General features: G+C 37.6%; 24 protein-coding genes. 9 read left to right on the top strand and 15 right to left on the bottom strand.

All coding sequences use genetic code 11. The features are described 5' to 3' along the window. Nucleotides 1-7 precede the first annotated feature (7 nt). Nucleotides 8-1330: a Na+/H+ antiporter family protein gene (locus I6E72_RS14285; protein ID WP_197112794.1), complete on the top strand. Its 1323-nt coding sequence runs from the start codon at nucleotides 8-10 to the stop codon at nucleotides 1328-1330. A 531-nt stretch (nucleotides 1331-1861) separates the two neighbouring features. Here I6E72_RS14285 and I6E72_RS14280 read toward each other — a convergent pair. From I6E72_RS14280 to I6E72_RS14270, 3 genes are read right to left on the bottom strand one after another with little or no spacing between them, the layout of a single operon-like run. Beyond that, on the bottom strand, nucleotides 1862-2293 hold the full coding sequence (locus I6E72_RS14280; protein ID WP_024606895.1) for an acyl-CoA thioesterase: 432 nt from the start codon (nucleotides 2291-2293) through the stop codon (nucleotides 1862-1864). A gap of 5 nt (nucleotides 2294-2298) precedes the next feature. Then, nucleotides 2299-3117: a M23 family metallopeptidase gene (locus I6E72_RS14275; RefSeq protein WP_024606894.1), complete on the bottom strand. Its 819-nt coding sequence runs from the start codon at nucleotides 3115-3117 to the stop codon at nucleotides 2299-2301. Then, nucleotides 3110-3967, bottom strand: a complete 858-nt coding sequence (locus I6E72_RS14270; RefSeq protein ID WP_007582754.1) for a 6-carboxytetrahydropterin synthase — start codon at nucleotides 3965-3967, stop codon at nucleotides 3110-3112. Before I6E72_RS14270 ends, I6E72_RS14275 begins: the two co-directional genes overlap by 8 nt. A 203-nt stretch (nucleotides 3968-4170) precedes the next feature. Between I6E72_RS14270 and fabA the strand changes: the two genes are divergently transcribed. Then, the gene (fabA, locus tag I6E72_RS14265; RefSeq protein ID WP_007582756.1) at nucleotides 4171-4686 is read left to right on the top strand and encodes a bifunctional 3-hydroxydecanoyl-ACP dehydratase/trans-2-decenoyl-ACP isomerase; all 516 of its coding nucleotides are present in this window, start codon (nucleotides 4171-4173) and stop codon (nucleotides 4684-4686) included. 65 nt (nucleotides 4687-4751) lie between these two features. Here fabA and rmf read toward each other — a convergent pair whose 3' ends face one another. Beyond that, nucleotides 4752-4922, bottom strand: coding sequence for a ribosome modulation factor (gene rmf, locus I6E72_RS14260; RefSeq protein WP_002960897.1), 171 nt, complete (start codon nucleotides 4920-4922; stop codon nucleotides 4752-4754). Nucleotides 4923-5331: 409 nt separating this feature from the next. Between rmf and acuR the strand changes: the two genes are divergently transcribed. Further along, nucleotides 5332-5967: an acrylate utilization transcriptional regulator AcuR gene (acuR, locus tag I6E72_RS14255; protein ID WP_197112792.1), complete on the top strand. Its 636-nt coding sequence runs from the start codon at nucleotides 5332-5334 to the stop codon at nucleotides 5965-5967. Between the two features lie 49 nt (nucleotides 5968-6016). After that, the gene (acuI, locus tag I6E72_RS14250; protein ID WP_197112790.1) at nucleotides 6017-7009 is read left to right on the top strand and encodes an acrylyl-CoA reductase (NADPH); all 993 of its coding nucleotides are present in this window, start codon (nucleotides 6017-6019) and stop codon (nucleotides 7007-7009) included. A 43-nt stretch (nucleotides 7010-7052) separates the two neighbouring features. On the opposite strand, the gene I6E72_RS14245 is transcribed toward acuI, so the two are convergent. Beyond that, nucleotides 7053-7619, bottom strand: coding sequence for a hypothetical protein (locus I6E72_RS14245; RefSeq protein ID WP_024593630.1), 567 nt, complete (start codon nucleotides 7617-7619; stop codon nucleotides 7053-7055). Nucleotides 7620-7813: 194 nt separating this feature from the next. Here I6E72_RS14245 and I6E72_RS14240 point away from each other — a divergent pair, with 194 nt between their 5' ends. Further along, the gene (locus I6E72_RS14240) at nucleotides 7814-8230 is read left to right on the top strand and encodes a VF530 family DNA-binding protein (RefSeq protein WP_007582761.1); all 417 of its coding nucleotides are present in this window, start codon (nucleotides 7814-7816) and stop codon (nucleotides 8228-8230) included. A gap of 102 nt (nucleotides 8231-8332) precedes the next feature. Here the strand turns inward: I6E72_RS14240 and I6E72_RS14235 are convergent, their stop codons facing one another. Further along, entirely contained in the window at nucleotides 8333-8764 is a 432-nt protein-coding gene (locus I6E72_RS14235) for a DUF3859 domain-containing protein (protein WP_007582762.1), read from the bottom strand. 206 nt (nucleotides 8765-8970) lie between these two features. On the opposite strand from I6E72_RS14235, the gene I6E72_RS14230 reads away from it, so the two are divergent. Together I6E72_RS14230 and I6E72_RS14225 are read left to right on the top strand one after the other, a co-directional pair. Next, nucleotides 8971-9978: a YHYH protein gene (locus I6E72_RS14230; protein ID WP_024593629.1), complete on the top strand. Its 1008-nt coding sequence runs from the start codon at nucleotides 8971-8973 to the stop codon at nucleotides 9976-9978. A gap of 13 nt (nucleotides 9979-9991) precedes the next feature. Then, on the top strand, nucleotides 9992-10522 hold the full coding sequence (locus I6E72_RS14225) for a hypothetical protein (protein WP_197112788.1): 531 nt from the start codon (nucleotides 9992-9994) through the stop codon (nucleotides 10520-10522). 106 nt (nucleotides 10523-10628) lie between these two features. Here I6E72_RS14225 and I6E72_RS14220 read toward each other — a convergent pair whose 3' ends face one another. The 7 genes from I6E72_RS14220 to I6E72_RS14190 all read right to left on the bottom strand — a co-directional run bounded on the left by I6E72_RS14220 (nucleotide 10629) and on the right by I6E72_RS14190 (nucleotide 17569). Beyond that, on the bottom strand, nucleotides 10629-12446 hold the full coding sequence (locus tag I6E72_RS14220) for a protein kinase domain-containing protein (protein ID WP_197112786.1): 1818 nt from the start codon (nucleotides 12444-12446) through the stop codon (nucleotides 10629-10631). Nucleotides 12447-12644: 198 nt separating this feature from the next. Next, a complete protein-coding gene (locus I6E72_RS14215; protein WP_121955372.1) occupies nucleotides 12645-13094 on the bottom strand; it encodes a hypothetical protein in 450 nt (149 codons plus the stop codon). A gap of 266 nt (nucleotides 13095-13360) precedes the next feature. Next, nucleotides 13361-14020 (bottom strand): NADPH-dependent FMN reductase, encoded by a 660-nt coding sequence (locus tag I6E72_RS14210; RefSeq protein WP_007582767.1) that lies wholly within the window; start codon nucleotides 14018-14020, stop codon nucleotides 13361-13363. A 143-nt stretch (nucleotides 14021-14163) separates the two neighbouring features. Beyond that, nucleotides 14164-14967: a hypothetical protein gene (locus tag I6E72_RS14205; RefSeq protein ID WP_197112784.1), complete on the bottom strand. Its 804-nt coding sequence runs from the start codon at nucleotides 14965-14967 to the stop codon at nucleotides 14164-14166. Between the two features lie 394 nt (nucleotides 14968-15361). After that, complete coding sequence (locus tag I6E72_RS14200) at nucleotides 15362-15598, bottom strand: hypothetical protein (RefSeq protein WP_154903149.1); 237 nt, start codon at nucleotides 15596-15598, stop codon at nucleotides 15362-15364. 72 nt (nucleotides 15599-15670) lie between these two features. Continuing rightward, entirely contained in the window at nucleotides 15671-16684 is a 1014-nt protein-coding gene (locus tag I6E72_RS14195) for a DUF5924 family protein (protein ID WP_197112782.1), read from the bottom strand. 135 nt (nucleotides 16685-16819) lie between these two features. Next, nucleotides 16820-17569, bottom strand: a complete 750-nt coding sequence (locus tag I6E72_RS14190; RefSeq protein ID WP_197112780.1) for an ATP-binding protein — start codon at nucleotides 17567-17569, stop codon at nucleotides 16820-16822. 621 nt (nucleotides 17570-18190) lie between these two features. On the opposite strand from I6E72_RS14190, the gene I6E72_RS14185 reads away from it, so the two are divergent. Both I6E72_RS14185 and I6E72_RS14180 read left to right on the top strand, forming a co-directional pair. Next, a complete protein-coding gene (locus I6E72_RS14185) occupies nucleotides 18191-19168 on the top strand; it encodes a DUF1852 domain-containing protein (RefSeq protein ID WP_197112778.1) in 978 nt (325 codons plus the stop codon). A gap of 78 nt (nucleotides 19169-19246) precedes the next feature. Beyond that, nucleotides 19247-20281 carry a methionine synthase gene (locus I6E72_RS14180; RefSeq protein ID WP_149605254.1) on the top strand — a complete coding sequence of 345 codons (1035 nt, stop codon included), beginning with the start codon at nucleotides 19247-19249 and terminating at the stop codon, nucleotides 20279-20281. 119 nt (nucleotides 20282-20400) lie between these two features. Here I6E72_RS14180 and I6E72_RS14175 read toward each other — a convergent pair whose 3' ends face one another. Beyond that, nucleotides 20401-20823 carry a retropepsin-like aspartic protease gene (locus I6E72_RS14175; protein ID WP_197112776.1) on the bottom strand — a complete coding sequence of 141 codons (423 nt, stop codon included), beginning with the start codon at nucleotides 20821-20823 and terminating at the stop codon, nucleotides 20401-20403. 101 nt (nucleotides 20824-20924) lie between these two features. Then, on the bottom strand, nucleotides 20925-21305 hold the full coding sequence (locus I6E72_RS14170; protein ID WP_197112774.1) for a hypothetical protein: 381 nt from the start codon (nucleotides 21303-21305) through the stop codon (nucleotides 20925-20927). Between the last annotated feature and the right edge of the window lie 200 nt (nucleotides 21306-21505).

The following is a 21505-nucleotide window of genomic DNA, read 5'->3' as shown; positions in this document are numbered from 1 at the left end:
GAATACTATGAATGCTGTTGTTATAGGCGTTATTTTAATGCTCGGGCTATCTCTGGCTCGCGTTAACGTCATTGTTGCCATGATCATAAGTGCTTTAGTTGCTGGTTTAACAGCAGGCTTGGGTATAAAAGAAAGTGTTGATGCATTTAATTCTGGCCTTTCTGCCGGAGCTGAAATTGCACTAAGTTATGCCATGCTCGGTGCATTTGCCGTTGCTATTTCTAAGTCGGGTTTAACACGCATTCTCGCTGATAAGTTACTTGCTAAAGTAAATGCTAAAGGCAGCGGGAATGAAACATTTTTAAGTTATTTCATTTTATTAATTATTTTAGGTTGTGCGATTTCTTCGCAAAACTTAGTCCCTGTACACATAGCGTTTATTCCTATTTTAATCCCACCGTTACTCGTTGTTTTTAATCAGTTAAGACTAGACAGGCGTGCTATAGCGTGTATTTTAACATTTGGATTAGCAACCTCTTATATGGTGTTGCCTTATGGTTTTGGTGGTATTTACTTGTATTCTATTTTACATAAAAATCTAGTTGATAACGGCCTAGACATTGTAAATACACAAGTCCCTATGGCGATGATAATTCCTGCATTAGGTATGTTTATTGGATTACTTATTGCGGTATTTATTACCTACAAAAAACGCCGCGAATACACAGAGCTCCCATTAACAACTCAGAGTAAATCGGCTGAGGTAGAAAACCCTAAAAAAGTAATGATCGTAGGGCTATGTGCGGTACTTGCCTCACTTGTTGCACAAAACCTAAGTGGCTCAATGATTTTAGGCGGTTTAGTAGGTGTAATGATATTTAGTGTATTTGGTGTAGTTAAGTGGGAAGAAAACGGCGACGTATTTAGTAAAGGCGTTGCGATGATGGCCATGATTGGTTTTATTATGATATCGGCACAAGGCTTTGCATCGGTTATGCAGGCTACTGGCGACGTAGCGAGCTTAGTACACAGCTCAGCCGCACTTTTTGATGGTAATAAACCTTTGGCCGCCGGTGTTATTTTGTTAGTCGGGTTATTAATTACAATGGGAATTGGTAGTTCGTTTTCAACAGTGCCTATTATTGCAACTTTGTTTGTACCTCTATGTTTAGACCTTGGCTTTTCTGTTATGGCTACCGCTGCACTTGTTGGTACTGCGGGCGCTTTAGGTGATGCAGGCTCCCCTGCTTCAGACTCAACGCTTGGCCCAACCTCAGGTTTAAATGCCGATGGTCAGCACGACCATATTAGAGACTCTGTTATCCCAACATTTATTCACTTTAACATTCCGCTGCTGATATTTGGCTGGATTGCAGCGATGGTGCTTTAAGTAGTATGTATGTAAGTATTCGTAAATTTAATTAAAAGCTAAATGTAACTAAAAAGGTATGTTTAAAACATGCCTTTTTTTGCTTCTAACAACTCTTATCCCTATCAATTGCTCCTCTATTTTGATTACTTTATTAGTAAATATTAACTGAGCTGTTGAGATTACATTTAATAAATATTAGTATGATGTGTTCTTTATTGTGTTTTATATAAGCACCAATTAAGGTGCTTATATAGCTTTACTCTAGGGCGTGTTGATCTTTGTGGATTGAAATTTGTTCAATCTAGGGGGGATTTAATCGCGGCGCGAGGTTTGTAACCTAGTGGGCTAAGTAAAAACTGAGCAACAAAGAGTTAATCGTCCCTAGAAAGAACCCAAAGGGCAGTGCATGTTTGGTCTTTATGCTGCGTTATCGCCTATTTATGGGGAATAACCACACTACATAAGCTCTGCTTTGCCTAAAAACCAAACATACTGCTGCAAATTCACCCACCAAAGTTCAACACGCCCTAATGTCTTTAAAGCTCTAAATTACTCAAAACCATAAATCATTTTATCGCATACTACCGGTGTTGGTCTGTGGTTATCATCGACTGCAACAAACGTAAAGCTACCACTAATGGCAGAGTGCTTATCATCTCTGTGCATAGTTTCTAATAGTATATCTACATCAACTTTTAAGCTGGTGTTACCTACATGGACTACTTTAGCAATTAACTCTGCAAAAGTACCTGCTGGTATCGCTTCTTTAAAATCAACTCTATCGGAAGATATGGTAACCAAAGGTTTACGACAAAAACGAGTAGCAGCTATAAATGCCACTTCATCCATCCACGCCAGTGCATCACCACCAAATAAAGTATTGTGATGATTGGTGCGCCCTGGAAACACAGTTTTAGTTACCGATGTGGTTGAGTCTTCAATACGCTGAGCAATTATTGCATCGCGATTTACTTCAGTCATAATCTCTACTTTTTGTTTGCTAATGTATCTTGCATTAGTAATGCAGGATCAAGGCGTTCGCCTTTCCAGTTAAAACGCCAATCTAGGTGAGGACCCGTTACACGCCCTGTTGCACCAATTTCAGCCACTTTGTTACCTTGCTTAATTTTGTCACCCACTTTTACATCAAGCTTACTTAAATGAATGTAAGTTGAGGTAATACCATGGCCATGATCAATAATTAATGTACCACCTGAGTAGTATAAATCAGGTTCAGAAAATACCACGGTACCACTAATTGGCGCGTAAACAGGAGAACCTGTTTTATTAGCAATGTCTAAGCCAAAGTGCGGACGACGAGGCTCACCATTAAAATAGCGCTGACTACCATAAACACCCGATATACGCCCTTCTGCAGGCTTTAACACAGGGTCTAAAAAGTACAGTAAATCAGAGTCAACTTCTCTCGCTTTACGAACAGCAACTGCTTCGCGGCTTATACGTGCACTGACTTCTTTTGCCGGTGAAACATACTTCTTAGCCACGCCGGTAATTTTATCAATTTCATATTCACGCTTAGTTATGGCTAGCGGCTGTGAATGCGATTTACCCGTGTTATCTACCCATTTTAAAGTATGAGTCGTTTCAGCGTCACGCCCAAAACCAAATACAAAGTCACCATTTGGCGAAAGTTTTAAGCTTTTACCATCTAAGCTTACTGATTTAGCGTTTTCTAGCTTTCCAGTAACTAAACCGCCTTGTGTTAAATGCCCTTTTAACTCAAGCGCCATAGCACTAAAGCTAGCAGAGGCAACAAGCGCTGTTGCTAAAAGTGTTTTAAACATAGCTAATCGATCCTTTTCCAACACCTTCATAAGCAGTCACTTTCACTGCTTTTTCTGGATATTGGGCTTTAATTTGGCCAGCTACATGTTCAGCAATACATTCAACAGTGGTGTCTACTGGTAAAATGTCGCAACGGGATTCGCTAATCGCCATTTCAAAATAGCCTTGTGCCGACGTGTAAGCAAAACATACATCACCCGCTTTGGCTGTTATGTGTTTTAAATCAGGTGCGTTAATTTGATCTTCGCTGGTGGCTAAGTAAATATCTTCCCACTTTTGAGACCATTCTTTTTGCAAGCGCGGCATAGAGATGCCATCTAGGCTAATACCAATTTGAGAACGATGCCCATGAATAATACGTTGGCAATTACCGTCATGCTTTTTAAGGCCATGGCTGTAATGATAGTAAAAGCTTTGGCTGTGCTCAGGCTTAAGTGACAGCTCAATTTTTTCAATGTTATCTGGTAGCTTCGGTAAAATAGTCGCAATTAAAAATTCAGTAACCGATTCAACCGTTACTTCGTCTGCGTTAATCATGCAATAAGCTTGATGAGGAGCACTCATAGCTAAGTGGTTATTTTCACCAAATGTGCAATCGAGTGTTTTATGCTCGTCAAATTCAGATACAGTGCCATTAAGCCCTGTAGGAATTGCTAAACGGTGATCAATACACTCATCTATAATGCCTTTAATTTGCTTTTTAACTAAACCAAAGTCTAAAACCATAGACTCTTCGTTAAGTTTACCGTGCAAAGTTAAATCAACAATCCAGCTCTCGCCAACGGCGCCGCGTTTGTTACATAAGTAAGAAAAATCAATCACAGTTAGTGAGTTAACAAAAAGGATCATAAACTTCCTTTAGACTGGTTATAAGACAGCGCTAATTATAATGATTTCTGATTGTAATTGCGCGGTTTTATAGTGCAAAAACCAATCGCACTGATTGATTGGTGATTTTATGTGCAATATTTTGATTTTTTAACTGCTCCGAGTTGTTTAGCGTACAAGTGTACGCTAAAGTACTTGGCAATTTCTAAGCGAAGATAAGTGTTATGGAACCTAAAAATAGCTATACAAAAGAAGATTTGATCCTGTGTGGTCAAGGTGAAATGTTTGGTGAAGGCAACTGCCGTTTACCAAGTGACAACATGTTAATGATGGACCGCATTACCTCTATTACTGCTGATGGCGGAATTCATGGTAAAGGCGAAATTGTTGCTGAGCTTGATATTGACCCTAGCCTGTGGTTTTTCGATTGCCATTTTAAAGGCGACCCAGTAATGCCAGGTTGTTTAGGATTAGATGCTATGTGGCAACTAGTTGGCTTTTACTTAGGTTGGTCTGGTGGCCCTGGTCTTGGTCGTGCGCTAGGTGTGGGTGAAGTTAAATTTACTGGCCAAATTTTACCAACTAATAAAAAAGTAACTTACCGTCTTGTAATGAAACGCGTAATTAAACGTAAATTGTTTATGGGCGTTGCCGATGGTACTGTAGAAGTAGATGGCCGGGTAATCTACGAAGCAAAAGATTTAAAAGTGGGCTTGTTCCAAGACACTAGCGCGTTTTAATTTTTAAATGCGTACAAAAAGGCCTCCAACGTGGAGGCCTTTTTGCTTAAATTCGATTATTGATTTTAGGTTTTGTACATGTTGCGGTTTTCAATCGCTTCACGCCAACCTCCTAACCACTCTGATTTTGGATCTACTTGTTGATAAGGGCATAGCTCTTTTGAGCGACCTGCTAAACCTGCTTTAAAACCTTGAGAATGAGCTCTTTCTAAACGATCTCTTTTCTGTCTCTTCATCGGTAATATCCTCACCTTTTTATTTATATATTGTGTAGCATTAGTGAAATCTACATTTAATGAATAGTTAATAAAAATGTAAAATTCAAATTGTAAAAGCAATTAAATTGTTTGACTTTAACTAAGCTGCTGATGCAAAAATGAATTAACATTTAAAAAAGTAAGTGGTCATACAACATTTAATTTGACCGGTTCGTAATAACAAATTGGCGATTTAATAATCGCTAAAAAGCACTTGTGTGCTTTAATTGTGACCGAATAATATTGACTAAGTTCCAAACAAAAATGTAATCGTGACACTTTTATTTCATTAATCTTAAATTAGTAGCCCGCCCCTAAATTTGAACTATTTTTAAACAATTTAAATTTATACTTGATTATTTAAAGTCGATCGGTCTAATATAGGTTCATGAACAAAAATACATCAACACCAATACGCCGTGGTCGCCCACCTAAAATAGCCAGAGAAAACGCCGATACAAAAGCGTTACTTATTCGCACGGGCCTAGAAACCCTAACTGAATTTGGTTTTAGCGCCACGGGGCTCGATACTATTTTAAAAAAAGCGGCTGTACCTAAAGGCTCTTTTTATCATTACTTTAAAAGTAAAGAAGCCTACGGTATTGCGTTAGTTGATGCATACGACAGTTATTTTATTGCCAAGCTTACCCATTACCTACAGCAAGAAGATGTCCCCCCACTTGAGCGAATCGTTAATTTTACTCAAAGCGCAATTAAAGGGATGAAAAAATACGATTACAAACGTGGCTGTTTAGTCGGTAACTTAAATCAAGAGCTTAACCATTTAAGTGAAGAGTTTAAAACCAGATTAATGCAAAGCTACACAGCTTGGCAAAACTATGTAGAGGTTTGCTTAAACCAAGCTAAGCAACAAGGCACTATTGCAAGCCATGTAAATACAAAATTGATGAGTGAGTACTTTTGGATTGGTTGGGAAGGTGCTGTTATGCGCGCCAAGCTCACAAAATCAAATACTCCACTTACTTTGTATACAGAAATGTTTTTACGCGCATTATTAACCTAATGCGTTTTTATTTACCAATTAAAAGACGATCGGTCTAAAAGGATATCCCATGAGTAACCCAATTAAAGCCATTGTTATTAATAAAGAAGATAATAACTATAGCGCTTCATTATCAACTATCGAAAATAGTGATTTACCAAACGAAAACGTATCTATCGACGTGCTATACAGCACACTTAACTATAAAGATGGTTTAGCAATTACTGGCAAAGGCCCCGTTGTACGTAGTTTTCCTATGGTGCCAGGTATTGATTTAGTGGGTACGGTTACAAATTCCACCAGCGATGAATTTAAAAGCGGTGATAACGTAATATTAAATGGCTTTGGTGTAGGTGAAAAACATTGGGGCGGGCTTGCTCAAAAAGCGGCACTTAATAGCGATTGGTTAATCCCCTTGCCTTCAGGTATTTCACCAAAACAAGCAATGCAAATAGGCACTGCGGGTTATACCGCTATGCTAAGTGTTATAGCACTTCAAAAACAAGGTATTACGCCTGAATCTGGCGAAATACTGGTAACTGGTGCTAATGGTGGCGTAGGCAGCTTTGCTATTTATTTACTAAATCAACTTGGGTTTAACGTAACAGCGGCAACGGGTCGATTAGATCAAAGTGAGTATTTAAAAGAGTTAGGCGCTTCACAAATAATTGACCGAAATGAGCTTTCAAACCCGGGTAAGCCTTTGCAAAAAGAGCGATTTGCAGCGGCAATAGATTCAGTAGGTAGCCATACACTTGCCAATATTTGTGCATCATTAAAATATGGTGGCGTAGTAACCGCCTGCGGACTTGCACAAGGTATGGATTTACCAGCATCGGTGGCACCCTTTATATTACGTGGTGTATCTCTTATAGGAATTGATAGCGTAATGCGCCCTAAAGCCGACAGAATTGAAGCATGGGATCGTTTAGCTAAATTAGTAAGCGCTGATTATTTAGATAAAATTTCGACAGAAATATCACTCGAACACGTAATCGATAACGCAGAGCAACTTATGGAAGGTAAAATTCGTGGTCGTGTTGTAGTTAATTGCCAAAGTTAATTAAATAATAAGCCACATAGTAATATGTGGCTTAAACGTTTAACTAGGCACCGAATGCAGCTAATTTTTCAGCTAATTCTGTTTTAGTAATCAAACCCATTTCTTCTTGCTTTTTAAGCTTGCGAATGTTGTCAAAGTTATCTAGTTTTAAACGTGCTTTAGCTAACTTTTCTTCCATTTCTTCTTTAGATAAAACATCAAGTTTTACTGCTTTTTCTAACTTCTCTTTTTCTTGATCATATTCTTTTTGAAAAATTGCTTTTTCTTGAATTATAATTTGATCTTTTATTTTCTTTTCGATTTCAATGGCTTCATCTTCAAGCTCAATCTTTTTCTCTAAAAGAGGTTCTATTCTTGATAAAGGCTCTTGTAAAGCAACTTCAACATTTTCACCTTGGTTAGCTAAAAGGTTCTCAACATATTTTTTACCAATATCTTTGTAACCAATATTAAGCTGACCTTCGATTGAAGTGATTTCTGAACGAATCGCTGAAAGTTTTGCGTTTTCTTTTGCTGAAGTAGCAATATCACTACTTAGTTTTGATGTAGAGTCACTAATATTTGAGCCAATAGTGCTTGCTTGAGTTTTGATCTTATTAAAAAGTCCCATTTCGTAATATTCCTTAATCTTTAATACTATAAATTGGCATCTTGCCGTATTTTATAAAGCTTTTTAATATTACCGATTATTTAAACACGTGTAAATTTTATCTTTCAATTCATTGTATGTGTAGATTTTAGAGTATCAAAACTTATAGATAAAACTTATAATGCAATTTGTATTTTAATAATGAGGCAACACCTATGAGCAACCAAGAACTTTTCAGTAATAACCCACTGCAAGGCGTAAAATTAGAACAAGTGGTTGAAGAGCTGGTTGAACAATACGGGTGGGAACTCCTGCACGCTTATTTACAACTTAACTGCTTTAAAAATAATCCTGATGTTAAGTCTGCGGTTAAATTTTTACGTAAAACACAATGGGCACAAGAAAAAGTAGATAACTTTTACCTTTACCGCCTTAAAAACTTACCTAAGCCTGATGATGTTCAATACGAACTACCACCACGAGATCGTGTGATCCCAGCTGATCATAAACCGGGTGAGCCGTGTGAACTTAGTTTTGTTGATGCTAAACGTATTGTAGAGAAAAAAGAATCTAAGCAACGTGCTCGCGATCGTAAGCAGCGTTCTAATTCTAGTAACCCTTGGGGTAACTAAAAACTTACTAATTTAAGGTTGAAGAGCTGTTTATAAATAGCTCTTCGACTATTTTCTCATTAACTTCAATTATATCCGCCTTACATAGCCAATAAATAACAATTAGTACCCTCGGTTTTTCCAAAAATCTGTTTCGGTGCGCTCTGCCTCTAATGCCACATTAAAAGTTTTATCAGCAATGATTTTTCCATTTAATTCAATCGTCATTCGCCAATCACCCAATTTATTTTCTATTGGCAGCCAAAGCGTATCGCCTAAATAAAAGTTCCAATCACTGTTTTTAACGTATACATCGCCTTCAAAAGGATCCATCACATCACCGTTACTACCTGGAATATCAGGATGGTAAATACAATAATGAAGCTTTTCGCCTTTACCTTTTTTGATATTTACGATTAAGCCAAACTCAATATCTACCTCAGCTATTACATTTGTTGTAAATTGCTCTATTTGTGGCAACGCTTTACTTTCACTATCCCACTTAGAGTAAATACCGTGACTTTGTAACGTCACTACAGGTTTTGTTTTAGCCATTAAGGTAGCCTTTTATGTTAGCTATTTTGGCATTAGTTTAACTTTTTGAAATTTTAAAATAAAACACAATCTCATAAAGTTAAATCTCAACTTAGCTTTAATACTCCGCCTATTTACATAATTGCTAATTTGTCATCATTGTTTACACACTATTTGCACAATTGCTGATTATTGTTTGAGTAACTTAATTGATCAGGTAGGCAGCAATGAAACAATACGCACTTAATAATAAAAATCGAAATAGGATAAATGCTTTAAAGCTCACTTCTCTTGCTTTAATTGTTTCATCGTTAGTTGCATGTGGAGGTGGAGAAGGCATAGCTGATAGCTCAGAAACTACAGAAAGCTCATCACAAACCACCACAGATAATGGCACAGGTACCAGCAGTTCAACCCAAAGTGTACTTTGTGAATATAGCTACAGTGAATATAACGAGTCAGAGTCAGTACAAGCCACCAGCGCTGCAGATTGGTCATGCACAGGAACTACACGCGACTTAGCAGCTAATGGCATACCCGATCACGAAGTAGGTACATTCCCTAATGCTGATAACCCAAATACTATTTCTGAACAATCAGTAAATGAAAGCTACACACTTGAGCCTATAGAAACAACACAAGCAACTATGCTTGGTGGTCCTCGTGGAATGATAGGCGTTGTACTTAATGGCATTAAAATAGACGCAGGCACAGGCGGAAGTTGTGATGATTCTGGCACCGATTGCGATTTAGGCGACAACAGCGGCAACTGGAATATAGAAGCCTTAAGCCAAGACACGTTTAGTTTTGGAACAGACGACAACAATGCACATGTACAACCCGATGGCACATATCACTATCATGGTATGCCAGAAGGCTTTGTAGCAATGCGAGGTGGCAATAGCACCACTATGACTCTAATAGGCTGGGCAGCAGATGGCTTTCCTATATATGCACGTTACGGCTATTCAGACTCAAGTGATGCAACTTCAGCCCTAACCGCAATGACCGGTAGCTACCAACACATAACAACCGTAAGCGCAAACCGCCCTTCTACCGATATATACCCATTAGGTACATTTGCACAAGATTGGGAATACGTAGCAGGCTCTGGTGATTTAGATGAATGTAATGGCCGCGTTGGTGTAACGCCTGAGTTTCCTGATGGGATATACCACTACTACGCAACAGACACTTACCCGTTTTTTCAACGCTGTGTTAAAGGCGAAGTTTAGTTAGGAGTAAGCTATGCCTTATATAAAAAGAGGTCTACTGAGTATGACTACTTTGGGTTTGTTGATTATGCCAAATTTAGCAAACGCGCATTTAATGGTTGCAGATCACGGTACGCTGAATTTTGTTGATAATAACGTGTTTATTGTGCTTTCAATCCCTATGTCGGCTTTTAAAGGGGTTGATGAAGATAAGGATGGCAAAGTATCAATAGTTGAGTTTAATGCTCACAAAAAACAAATAAGTAAGCGAGTTAAAAAGAACGTTTATTTAGCAGATCATCAGTATAAATTTACTATTGACGGACTTTTACTAAACCCAGAAGCGTCGCATACACATAAAAGCGACAATATAGACCAAGTAACCATTACTGGGCGCTACTCTTTGCCCAGTAAATTAACCAAAGTTAACTTTAACGTTAAGCTATTTATTAACAATGAGCACAAGCAGCATTATCAAATAACAGCGACTAATAAAACGCAAAAGCTAACTCATCAATTTGAGCTATCACCAACATCGCCCTTTAGTAAGGTGTTTAATAATTAGTAATACTTACCTAAATAATTAAGTGGCAAAGAGTACAAGTTAAACCAATTTGTGCTCTTTTTTATCTTTGTCTTCTTATTTAATACTCTTTAGTTAAGTGCTTTTTCTATAAAGATACAAGCTTAGGATTTTTAGGAAAGTAATGCTCTTCTTGCTGCTCACATAAACTAAACTCACGGGTGTTTTTATAAGGGAGTTTCATAAAGCCCGCAACACCAACGTCAGTAATATTTACCGCGTATTGCATGAGTTTATTAAGAAGGCGTTTAAACTCAACTTCTTTGGTCGAATCGAGTAATCGGTAGTAATGGTGAATTTTCATTCTATCAGGCAGTGCTTCAAAAATAATACACCCCGTATGATGAATTTGGTTAAGCTCAAATACGCACTTAATAACTTTTTTAGGTAGCTGTAGTTGCTCGTCAGGGTCTTTACCGTCTTCAAAGTATGAATGCGGGCGGGTTATGTCATTTGCTTTCATACTTACTACTTCGTATTCAAGCTCTGGTAGGCTATCAAACTTAAATGCCCCCGTGCCATCTCGCTCTAGTTGAATAGTTTTACGGGCATCAAACAAACAGCACTTAAATAGCCCTTTTTGATTAATCGCTTGCGCAAGCATAACCGTATTATTAATCGCATCACTAAACGCATCACCCAATGATTCGTCATGCATAATTAAAGACGATTCAACAAATAACGACTCATCTCTCCAATGAAAACTAAGCCCGCCTACTACAGGATACTTTGCTAATCGGCTTATAGATGCTAAAAATGCTTTTTCGTTATCGCCTGTATCAAACAAAAACTCTTTATAATAACGGTCAAGTTGCGCGTCGTTTATATCTAGTAATTGTTGATTATGATCAGCCTGGCGTAAAAATTGTTTTCGTGAGCTATACACAACCGTATCTGGCTGCTCATCGCTACCATACCAAAAAGGGATATCTTCTTTTTTTTGTTTTTTAGCAAACTCAGGTAAATACGCTTTCGCCATAGTTGTAATGTTACGCATAAAGTAATCACCAGCACCATCACGTTGTGCCTTACTTTTAGAGAGCATACCATCAATTACTTTAGCCAGCTCTTTTGGAAGCCCTAAGCTGCTTGCAGGTATAGCTTGTGCACCAAAGCGACACGACTGCGCCGACGCTAGCGCATACAACGTAGCGGCTACACCTTGCTCGTCAAATCGTGGGGATGATTGCTCCCCCGACATTTGCGCTTCACCAATAAAGTACACATCGCCCATACGCGCATTCGTTGTGCTTAAATCGCCCGACATTAAATCCATAAAGTTACTCGCAACAGGGTTACCATCACTATCGAGCTGTGCATACACAGAGCTGCCCCAATCCACTAACGAAAGCGCGTCAGTGTTTGCATCCCAAACAAGGTTTGAAGGTTTTATATCGCCATGCACTATAGGTTGTGGGCTAACGCCATTTTTGTGGCTGCGTAAATCAATTAATACATTACGTAACCTAACAGCTAGCGCCATTATTTGCGCGGCACTAAAGCGCCCTGTTTTAAGCGATACTTTTTCCAGATCCTCTCCAATGGCGCGAGCCATCATTAAAATCCCTTGTTTTTTAATTCGCTCAAACGCATAAAAGGTAGGCACTAACGGGTTATTAATTTGCGAAAGCATATACGCTTCGTCTTCTAGGCGGTCACGTACACTTTGGGCAAGCGTAATACGCGAAAACTTAAATACCCAAGGTAAGCCGTTATCGTCATCACCTGCAAATACAAAACCAAAAGCTCCTGAACCAATCATTTCAACGTTTTTGTAGCCCAGCAGTGTTAACTGCTTAATACAAATATTAAGCCACTGGCGGTGTTTTTTAGCATCGCGGTGCGAAAGCAAATAAACAGATTGCTCTTCGTTGATATAAAAATTGCGGATTTCTTTGGCTTTCAATACAGGTACTCAAACTTATAAAACTAACCAATTATTAGTTTTATGTAATGAGATTACAATAGGTTAAATAAGAGTTTTGAAATCGTGGAATAAAACAGCGCTAAAGTAGCGCCATAGCAGTAAATTTAAGTGTAAACGTTAAAGCTCAAAGTAAGCTTTTACAATGCACTGTATATAAATACAGTGCATTGCTTTTTGCTAACTTTCAATAACACGAAGCTGCTTAAGTGATGACACAGCTATGTGCGTTTGATAATAATATTTATTAGTAGCTCTACCACGGCTCATAAAATCGATAGTTACTCGTTTAGCTTCGCCTGTTACTTCTATTGTTTTATCAATAAAAAAGGTGTCTGCTGGTTGCCCGTATTTACTTTGAAGCTCTGCTACCACATTAGGCTGTATTGATACCGTAATTGAACGCCTGTCACGATAATCAGTTTCTGTATTTAAATACAACCAACTCCCCTGAACTCCCGCCGCTTTAATATGAAACTGGTAAGTGCCAGCAACCCCCTTTGGTGCACTTTGCTCAGTTAAAGCGATAAGGTTCATATTTGCAGCCGTACTTTGGCTCATTTCAATTTTATGGGGAACAGAACTACATGCACTAAGCGTTAGCACACTTAGTAAGGCTAGATATTTCAAGACACAATTTCCTTGTTTCTTACACCAATTCGCATAATTAAGTAATCTATTTTGAGACAAGAAAATCGTGTCGATAACAAAGCAAAATTTCGTTATTGAGTTGTTCTATATCAAAAATTTTTAATGCAGTTAGCGATTTAATCCCTTAAATTGATTAACTATTATTGCGAATTGGTATTATGCATTATTAAAAATATGTAGCGTTAATGATACCACTATATGCAGCCATGTTTCTATAATCAATCCAAACAATTAGTTAGCGGGTATTAAGGTGCATTGCGCTGAGAAGGATCTGTTTTAAAGCTTTTTAGCAAACTTTGTGGGTCAACCACCTCGGTATGTTCTTTAGCAGCCTGCGCCCACCATATTAGTTGGCCAAACGTACGTGAGAAATAATTAAACCACGATGATTGACTCTCTCCTGCAACAGGTTTGCCATCCTCACTAAACACATCTTGCGCTTTTGGCACGTGGATCATAGCCGATACCGGCAAACAGCCAAGTTCAGATAAAAAAGTACGCATGCTAATGGCCGCTCTTACGCCCCCCCACTGTCCTGCTGAGTAAGTTACTATTGCACTTGGTTTATACGAAAATAGTGAGCTACCAAAATGATTAAGTAAGTCAGCGAGGGCTGGACTCATGCTGTGATTGTACTCAGGGCTAATCATTATATAACCATCTGCGGCTTTAATTTTATCAGCTAATAGAGTGAGCTCTGTAGGTGCATTACTATTAGCGTATGCAAAATGTGGTTTAAATACGTTTTCGCTAGGAAAATCCAACGCATCAATTAGCTCAAACTCATGATCGCCAAAATGCTCTGTTAAGCATTCTATACAAGCCCTAGAAACCCTTAAACCTAAGCGAGCTGGCTTTGGTGGTGTACTATCGCGTACTGTGCCTAAAAATACTAAAAACTTCATATGTAATTCTCAACTGTGTTTAAACGATAGCTAAACACTAACATTTTTTAGTTATTGTGTATTACACATACGCATGGTTTATTGATTCAAAACATACGAATAATTTAAAAGCTGTAAACTCACCCTCGAAAAGCAAACACGCCCTAGTATTGATAACTTAGCCCTACACCACCCCAAAATATATTTCGAAGTGTCTCGTCACCTACAAAGCGTTTTTCATCTTTATTAACTGCAATGCTATAGCTTGTATATGTGTATAAGGCTAACTGATTAAAAAGCTGATACGACAAGTTTGCAGTAAACTTTACGTTGTTAATTCCGTTGTGCCCATCATTAACATACCCCGCATTAAACCCCACGCCCGATTGAATATCTACTGATAGTAAATCGTTAATATAAAAATCTTTTTTTACTGCCATCTCCAAAAATGTACCGCTGGCATCAAATGAATGATAAACACTACTTAATAATTGAATATCGTCTGCATAAAAATACGCAAAGTCGAGGCTTAGCTCATTATCGTGAGCATCAATGCCTTCTTCACGAGCTTTAATATAGTTATAACCTACATACATCTCTATCCGCTCAGATAAGTGAGCGGTATAAATAGCATTTAAATTAAGCTCTGAATAATCACTACTAATACCTTTTGCCGCCCAAGGGATCACCGCAAAGTTTTTATAATTAAACTCAGTAGCAATTGATGCAATACCATTACCAGCAAGGTTATCTCGACCTTCGGTTACATATCGGCTTTCCCATAATGGGTGAATATGTAAATCAAACTCTTTATTTTTATAATTTACGTCAGTATTGGTATGCTTAATATTTCCGCCTACGCCCACTTCAAGCTCTTGATAGTGCTCTTGTGTTTTTGCTTGTGCGTAAGCTGTATTTACTCCCGCTAGAGTCGTAATAACAAATACATATTTTAAATAGTGAGTCATTTATTAAGTCCAAAACCATCATAAATGGTAAAAAGTGGCGCATAGTATTGTTATAAAACGTATTAGCGCAATAAATGGATGCACATTTATTGTTTTATTTATTAGATTTGAAGTATTTACTAAGTATTACCCATAAACTACAAGTTGCAATTAGCTCGGATTTCAACCAACAAACCAAAGCTATATACGCACCGAGCAATGCTCTAGCAGGTACTTAATTTAATAGTTCAGATGATAGTTATAGTACTCACGGTGAGGTGTTCCCTATTGCAAAAACAGGAAAAGTATAAGTAGGAAGTGTAAAAAAGTGCGGTAAAGGGGAAAACTATAAGCAGCAATAACTCATTAAGCTGCTTATTATTCTTAAAATTATTAACCTAATTTGTTGGCCAGTTTAGTGATTTAAATAAGCCATAACGGCAATGAGTGCAACATAAAAACAAAAACCGAGTAAGAAGATTAAGTCGACTCTTCTAGCTTTACTCGCTTTATAAGATGCAAAATCCTTAAACTCGCTTTTATACTGCCCCAACGTTACCACTTTTAATAGCAGCCAACCGGTCGAGTAAAATAAAAAACTCAAACCAGTTTCAACAATTAGCCAAATAAAAATCTCAAAAGCAATACTCATAAACTATGTCCATTAGTTTGGAATGCAAAAACTATATCAGCTATGTGTTTAAAATACAGCCGACTAAGTTAATTAAGGTGTAACAGTAAATTTCGTTAAACCTATTAACTGACCTGATTCGGTGACTACTTTTACTTGCCACTTACCAACAGAGTCTTTAGGAAAGTTTACTTTGTGTGTCCACGCTCTATAACCTAGCTCTCTCCCGCCGTTTATATTTAACGTGATCCGATCAACTTCTTTTTTATTATGAAGCCACACATGAAATATTTTTTCATTTAAGCCTCTTGGTGCTTTAACAGCAGTCCAACTATATAAACCTTGATGGTGCAGTGTATAAGAGTCTAACTGTTTAATACTCCCTACTGGCTTTTTATGCTGTAAATCAACTTCATGAGCTAACGTAATATCGGTTAATCGCAGCGCAGCAGGAGGCACATAGCTCCTTAATTGCCACACAGCAGTGCTCAAAGCACATAAAATCAATACAAGAATAGGAAAACGCCACCAGCGTGCATTAGGCATTAAATTGTTTAAACTCGGTAGAGTAACCACTACAGCCGTTACAAGGGCTGCGGCTAAACTTTGGCTTGTTGTAAGGTTTAACAAAATAGGTAATGTAACGAGTAAAACAACGAATAAAGCAAAGTTATGAAACACACTAAATAACGTACGGTTTCTAGCAAGTTTTTTGTAATAAAAGGGGTCTATAACCGATATAACCGCACATAACACAATGAGGGAGGTAAAAAATGCTTGAGGATGATCCCACTGCGTAACCGCTAAAAAAAACGGCAAAGCAAAAAATAGACTTTCTTGTTGCACCATTTGCAGAGCAAAACGCATTACATTAGGAGATACAGCCACACCAAACTTTTCTTCTACTTTGTCACGTAACCAATTATCAATAATTAGCCACAACCAACTAATAAGCAAAAATATCGCAATAACTTGCGAAAAAGACTCTTTTCTATCTACAAGTGCAAAGCTAGCAACGCCCGACAAAAATGCCAACACAGCCAACAATCCAGGTCGCTTTTGCATCGCGCTTATAAATTTAGCGATTATATTTTTACAGTAATCCATGTATGAGTGTTTCCGTACGGGTACGTACTTTATTATTTTTATTCAGAGTATGATTAGTTTAACCAAGTTTAAATGAACAACAGATAGATGGATGGATTCAAACGCGTCATTTACCAGTAAATCAAACTAACCATTTTAATTAAATAAAAGCCCGGCATAGCGCGTCATTGGTACGTTTATTAATTTTTGTAACGCGTGAGCCTTAGCAAGTAATTCGTCTTCACTAAGTGCAGGTATTGTATTGTTAAAAGCAAAAACAATTTTATTACCGCCTTCAATAATAAAACTAAGAATCTTTCCTGCAAATTCTTTCTCAAGTAGTTGATCGAACGCTTCCCTCTGCCCAATTTTGGTATGGCAAATATTAAGTACTAAAACACCATCAAAAGTAAGCGCATTTTTACAATCGCGTAAGTAGGATGATTGCACCTGATCTGATTCCATCCCTTCTGAGCTATATAAATCAGAAAAAATAACGTCCGTTTTTATCTGCGTTTTTTTCATGTAGTTTGCCGCATCATCAATATGAATAAACAAACGTTCTGACACAGGGACTTCAAAATATTTTATAGCCATATCAGCAACGGCTTTGCGGTATTCAACGGTATGTATAGTCAGTGCAGGAAACGCATGATAAAGACTTTTTGCTATAGAGCCCGCCCCAAGTCCCATTATCATCGCGGTTTTTAAGTGCGGAATAAAAAAAAGCGCAGCCATCATAGCTTGCGTATAAGCTAAGCTTAACCCGTTAATATTATTTAATTTAATACAGCTTTGATAAATTTTTCCGTCAAAGCTGAGAATAAGATTCTTTTTTGTTTGATATACATAAACTGGGCCATGCTCATCAATAGTTGATGCAATACAAGTGCCTTTGATATCCACGAATACTCAATAGGTGAGGTGATGAAAAACGAGTATAACTTAGTTAACGCACTGGCATTGCCATTAATATGATTTATAGCCTTTTATTAATTTACAGGCATTTATATACGTACTCAGAAAAGTCGGTTTATCTTTTGAGATTAGATTAGCTAAGGTATCTACTTATATAGCTAGATGGAACTTACCCGTGACGACATTTATTATAAACAGCGACGCAACATACTAAAAACTTAACTAATATACTGATATAGCTACAAAAAAAACTATTTGAATATTCCTCATGTTCAACATGAATAAAGTACACATCAACGACAAGGAAGTCTAAACGGCTAAACATCCATCCTTTATTTTTATCGATTTATGCCTTTTTTTCGCCAATTACTACGTAATCGCATCTAACAATAATGTGTAATGAATATGACTCATGTTTTATGTGAAATTAAACCGTTTTTCTTCATATACCAATCAACGTATAAATTACTCATTCCTTAGCGCTAAACACTATTTAACAACTTAAAGCCGCTGAATACCTAAACCAGCTAAGCCAGCTAAGTAAGTTGCAAGGCTAATAGAGCGCAGAGCATCAATCAGGTTTAAATTATAAAATTGGATATAAACACGATGAAAAAAGATTTTACATTTAATATTAAGAGCGTTTCACTCGACGAAAATTATCATCCATCAACTAACACGCGTATCACAACCAACTTTGCTAATTTAGCCAGAGGTGAATACCGCAAAGCAAACTTACGTAACGCCTTAAACATGATTAACAACCGTTTTAATGCCCTAGCCCATTGGGATAACACCAAAGGTGAGCGTTATGCTGTTGAGCTTGAAATTATCTCTGTTGAGATAGGTATTGAAGATGGCGGCGAAAGCTTCCCATCAATCGAAATATTAAAAACAAATATTGTTGATCATAAAACAAATAAACGCATTGAAGGTATTGTAGGAAACAACTTTTCATCGTATGTGCGCGACTACGACTTTAGCGTACTTCTACAAGAGTATAATAAAGGTAAGTCTCAATTTAGCATTCCAGATGACTTTGGGGTTTTACATGGCAAGCTATTTCAGTCATTCGTAAATTCGGATACATACAAACAACACTTTAAAAAACCACCGGTTATATGCCTAAGTGTGTCAGATAACAAAACCTACAACCGCACCGAAAACCAACACCCGGTACTTGGCGTAGAATACGAACCAAATGAATCATCTTTAACAGAGCAATACTTCAAAAAAATGGGCTTACAGGTACGTTATTTTATGCCACAAAATAGCGCCGCGCCTTTAGCATTGTTCTTCTTTGGTGATTTACTTAATGATTACAGCAATCTTGAGCTTATAAGCACCATTAGTACGATGGAAACGTTTCAAAAAATCTACAGACCAGAGATTTATAATGCCAACGCAACAGCGGGTAAATCATATAAACCAAACTTAAAAAACTTGGATCATTCACTAACGCAAATTGTGTATGACCGAGAAGAGCGCGGCAAGTTAGCAAATGAGCAAGGCAAGTTTGCACAAGAGCATTTTATCAAGCCGTATCAAACGGTTCTTGAGCAATTCTCTACTCGCTATCTGTCATAACAACTAATAGTAACATCCAGTAATAACGCGCTTAACGATACGTTTAATAATTAACTAAAATATACGGCATTATTTATTATGAAAAAATTACTACCTACATCTACCGCTGGCAGTTTACCTAAGCCTTTATGGCTTGCAGAGCCAGAAACACTTTGGTCACCTTGGAAATTACAAGGTGATGAATTAACCCAGGGCAAACACGACGCCCTACGCTTGTCATTATTCGACCAACAACAAGCAGGTATTGATATTGTTAGCGATGGTGAGCAAACAAGGCAGCATTTTGTAACTACATTTATAGAGCACCTAAATGGCGTTGACTTTGAAAAACGTAAAACAGTAAAAATTCGTGACCGATACGACGCAAGCGTACCCACCGTTGTGGGCCCTGTTAGCCGTCAAAAGTCTGTGTTTGTTGAAGACGCTAAATTTTTACGCAAGCAAACCAAACAACCTATTAAATGGGCATTGCCAGGCCCAATGACAATGATTGACACGCTTTACGATGACCATTATAAAAGCCGCGAAAAACTAGCGTGGGAATTTGCCATCATTCTTAATCAAGAAGCAAAAGAATTAGAAGCCGCAGGCGTTGATATTATTCAATTTGATGAGCCCGCGTTTAACGTATTTTTTGATGAAGTGAACGACTGGGGAATTGCCTGTTTAGAGCGAGCAATTGAAGGGCTTAAATGCGAAACCGCAGTGCATATTTGCTATGGCTACGGCATTAAAGCAAATACAGATTGGAAAAAAACACTAGGAAGCGAATGGCGACAGTACGAAGAAGCATTCCCTAAGCTTCAGCAATCTAATATCGATATTATCTCACTAGAGTGCCATAACTCGCATGTACCAATGGATTTACTAGAACTCATTCGCGGTAAAAAAGTAATGGTAGGCGCAATTGATGTAGCAAATCATACTATCGAAACACCAGAAGAAGTAGCTAATACGCTGCGTAAAGCACTGCAATTCGTAGATGCCGACAAACTCTACCCGTGTACAAACTGCGGCATGGCTCCACTACCTCACCATATAGCCAGAGGTAAACTAAATGCCTTGAGCGCTGGGGCTGAAATTATAAGAAAAGAATTATTAGAAAAGAACTAGAAAAGTAGCTTTGAAATACAAATTGTAAACAATAACAGCTGTCGCACCATGCCATAATTAAGCCCATAAATATGGTGCGATAGCTAAAACCGGCTAAAGAACAAGTTTAGGTTAGTTATTTAATTTTTTTTATTAAAAAGCTCTAACCTATTTTTTGAAAAATCGATAACTGCTTGGTATTGAGTAAAAAAAGGAGAGCCTAACAAGCCATGTACTCCCTTTTCACCACCCGCTACCTGAACATGGTCAAGATTAAGTGACACAAAGCCTGGACTTTCAAGCAAGGCACTACCAAACTCAATTGAATCAACTTCTATATCTCCCATAGCGTGATCCGAAGTGCCCAAGCCTGCTGCATTCTCAATGTTTAGTGTCTCTTCAATGCCTAGCTCACTTAGGCATCCTCTGTTTAAAACAGATGTTCCAGCGCCAGTATCTAAAATAAAACGTAATAATTTACCGTTAATTTTAGCTTCAACAATTTGGTGGCCTGTTTCTGATATTTCAAACTCAATTACAGTTTTGCCTTCAGATAAATTCATATACGTTCCTTGTTATAAAGTTTTTAAAATCTTACTTACTATTTTCAGCTTCCCACAATTAATAGCCAAATTTTACTAGTCGCCCACCTCAGCGCGTTTTGTTAGGTAACGTTTATCACCTGAGGCTCAATATTTGTTAAAACATGAATGATTTCATTTGTAGTCATTACTGAATAATGAAACAGCTTACTGTTGTTTAAACTGAAAGTATTCGTTTTAGTTTGCGCATACTCCAATAAGCTTGAATCAGAATACACGCCGATTACGCCCGAATCACGGTTTTGATGATAGTCATGAAAATGGGTACTTTCATCATAAGTTTCAAATAAAACGGTATTTGTAAACACAACCATAAACCTTACGGGATCATCGTCTTTTATATAAGTTTTAAGGTTCAGTGTTAGTAACCCATCAACATACGATAATTTGTCTAAGCTCCAGTCTTGGTAATTATTTGTGACTTCATCGATGGCAGTATTCATTGAATTACCTAACGAGCCAGCTGATTAACTCGTTTTTATTTGTTTTTATTAATAAACAAACCATAGCTGAGTTCCTATTTTGCTTCAATCTATTAGTGTTTTCATAAAATTTAGAATGGTTGTTGTAGTGGTAGAGTAATTTTGGTCACCCATTAAGAAAGAAATGTTATGCTATTTGCATACAAATTTGGGTGAAAAAA

Origin of the sequence: Pseudoalteromonas sp. NSLLW24, assembly GCF_015864725.1 — a bacterium.
GTDB classification, from domain to species: domain Bacteria; phylum Pseudomonadota; class Gammaproteobacteria; order Enterobacterales; family Alteromonadaceae; genus Pseudoalteromonas; species Pseudoalteromonas arctica.
Note: the sequence above shows the minus strand (reverse complement) of the source record. Positions and strands in the feature narration are given on the sequence as shown.

What these genes read in the sequence shown, in the direction of transcription:
- fabA (WP_007582756.1), top strand. Translation starts at nt 4,171, where the DNA reads ATGGAACCTAAAAATAGCTATACAAAAGAAGATTTGATCCTGTGTGGT.
- I6E72_RS14170 (WP_197112774.1), bottom strand. Translation starts at nt 21,305, where the DNA reads ATGAATACTGCCATCGATGAAGTCACAAATAATTACCAAGACTGGAGC.
- I6E72_RS14205 (WP_197112784.1), bottom strand. Translation starts at nt 14,967, where the DNA reads ATGACTCACTATTTAAAATATGTATTTGTTATTACGACTCTAGCGGGA.
- I6E72_RS14185 (WP_197112778.1), top strand. Translation starts at nt 18,191, where the DNA reads ATGAAAAAAGATTTTACATTTAATATTAAGAGCGTTTCACTCGACGAA.
- I6E72_RS14180 (WP_149605254.1), top strand. Translation starts at nt 19,247, where the DNA reads ATGAAAAAATTACTACCTACATCTACCGCTGGCAGTTTACCTAAGCCT.
- I6E72_RS14235 (WP_007582762.1), bottom strand. Translation starts at nt 8,764, where the DNA reads ATGGCTAAAACAAAACCTGTAGTGACGTTACAAAGTCACGGTATTTAC.
- I6E72_RS14175 (WP_197112776.1), bottom strand. Translation starts at nt 20,823, where the DNA reads ATGAATTTATCTGAAGGCAAAACTGTAATTGAGTTTGAAATATCAGAA.
- I6E72_RS14285 (WP_197112794.1), top strand. Translation starts at nt 8, where the DNA reads ATGAATGCTGTTGTTATAGGCGTTATTTTAATGCTCGGGCTATCTCTG.
- I6E72_RS14195 (WP_197112782.1), bottom strand. Translation starts at nt 16,684, where the DNA reads ATGGATTACTGTAAAAATATAATCGCTAAATTTATAAGCGCGATGCAA.
- I6E72_RS14210 (WP_007582767.1), bottom strand. Translation starts at nt 14,020, where the DNA reads ATGAAGTTTTTAGTATTTTTAGGCACAGTACGCGATAGTACACCACCA.
- I6E72_RS14230 (WP_024593629.1), top strand. Translation starts at nt 8,971, where the DNA reads ATGAAACAATACGCACTTAATAATAAAAATCGAAATAGGATAAATGCT.
- I6E72_RS14245 (WP_024593630.1), bottom strand. Translation starts at nt 7,619, where the DNA reads ATGGGACTTTTTAATAAGATCAAAACTCAAGCAAGCACTATTGGCTCA.
- rmf (WP_002960897.1), bottom strand. Translation starts at nt 4,922, where the DNA reads ATGAAGAGACAGAAAAGAGATCGTTTAGAAAGAGCTCATTCTCAAGGT.
- acuR (WP_197112792.1), top strand. Translation starts at nt 5,332, where the DNA reads ATGAACAAAAATACATCAACACCAATACGCCGTGGTCGCCCACCTAAA.
- I6E72_RS14240 (WP_007582761.1), top strand. Translation starts at nt 7,814, where the DNA reads ATGAGCAACCAAGAACTTTTCAGTAATAACCCACTGCAAGGCGTAAAA.
- I6E72_RS14225 (WP_197112788.1), top strand. Translation starts at nt 9,992, where the DNA reads ATGCCTTATATAAAAAGAGGTCTACTGAGTATGACTACTTTGGGTTTG.
- acuI (WP_197112790.1), top strand. Translation starts at nt 6,017, where the DNA reads ATGAGTAACCCAATTAAAGCCATTGTTATTAATAAAGAAGATAATAAC.
- I6E72_RS14200 (WP_154903149.1), bottom strand. Translation starts at nt 15,598, where the DNA reads ATGAGTATTGCTTTTGAGATTTTTATTTGGCTAATTGTTGAAACTGGT.
- I6E72_RS14280 (WP_024606895.1), bottom strand. Translation starts at nt 2,293, where the DNA reads ATGACTGAAGTAAATCGCGATGCAATAATTGCTCAGCGTATTGAAGAC.
- I6E72_RS14275 (WP_024606894.1), bottom strand. Translation starts at nt 3,117, where the DNA reads ATGTTTAAAACACTTTTAGCAACAGCGCTTGTTGCCTCTGCTAGCTTT.
- I6E72_RS14270 (WP_007582754.1), bottom strand. Translation starts at nt 3,967, where the DNA reads ATGATCCTTTTTGTTAACTCACTAACTGTGATTGATTTTTCTTACTTA.